The organism is Oribacterium sp. C9, assembly GCF_002007235.1.
Taxonomy (GTDB): Bacteria; Bacillota; Clostridia; order Lachnospirales; family Lachnospiraceae; genus Oribacterium.
The window spans coordinates 1-973 of sequence record NZ_MUHW01000071.1; the positions used below are offsets into that span (position 1 = coordinate 1).

Below are 973 nucleotides of genomic sequence, written 5' to 3' on the forward strand. Positions count from 1 at the left end.
AAGCGAACTTGCTCATATCAACCTTGTCGAGACCACTGTTCTTGATACCCTTAGCGATCCAGTCCTTCTCCTCCTGGTTAAGTGGAAGTACAGGCTTTCTCATAAGAGCGCTTGTGAAGATACCTCTCTGTACGAGTGTCTCCTTAAGTCTTGCGTGTGCCTCACCTGATGGCTGTCCTCCGCCGTAGATTGCCTGGCTGATGTGATAGATTCTGTCGCTCCAGTCCTGAGCTTCCTTAAGTGTGTGCTTGTCAGGATTTGCGAATACTTCTCTTGCAGGGCAGATAAGCTCTGGTACGCAGCCTGCGAATCCGATAAGAGCACCATCCATGCCTGGGAACCATGATACGCAAAGTGTCTCATCATGACATGTGATAAGGCTGATATCCGGGCACTCCTGACGAAGAAGTCTTACATCATGCTCGTAGATAGATGTAACACGTGTTCCCATCTTGATGCACTTAACATGATCGATCTCCTTGCACATCTTGATAAGTGTCTCTACAGGGTAGAATGCCTTTGATGTTGCCGGATAGAGGTGGATAACGATATCGATGTCTGCGCCCTCAGCTACATCCTTGATGTACTCGAAAGGTGCATTTGGATTCATACCGAATCTGAGCCACATGTGAGGAGGCATAAGAAGGATAGCATCTGCTCCGGCTGCCTTTGCCTCAGCTGCCATCTCGATTGATTCCTGTGTATTCTCACAGTTAACTCCGGATACGATAGTCATGATATCGCCGCACTCTTCAGCACAGATCTCAACAACTCTCTTTCTCTCTGCTCTTGTAAGGCCTGTGATCTCTCCTGTGTGACCGTTACATACAAGACCCTGAATTCCCTTGTCATAGAAGCTCTTGATCCAACGAAGGTATACTCTGAACTCCTGCTCGTTGATTGAGTAGTCATCGTTAAGTGGTACTGAAACTGCTGGGAATATTGTCTTGAAATTTTTAACCTTTGCCATGAT

The 973-nt window shown here is 47.0% G+C and carries 1 protein-coding gene; it reads right to left on the reverse strand.

Going from position 1 to position 973, the window contains the following annotated elements:
* On the reverse strand, positions 1–973 hold a 973-nt coding region (locus BXO88_RS16190; protein WP_242945252.1), incomplete at both ends, for a dihydrodipicolinate synthase family protein.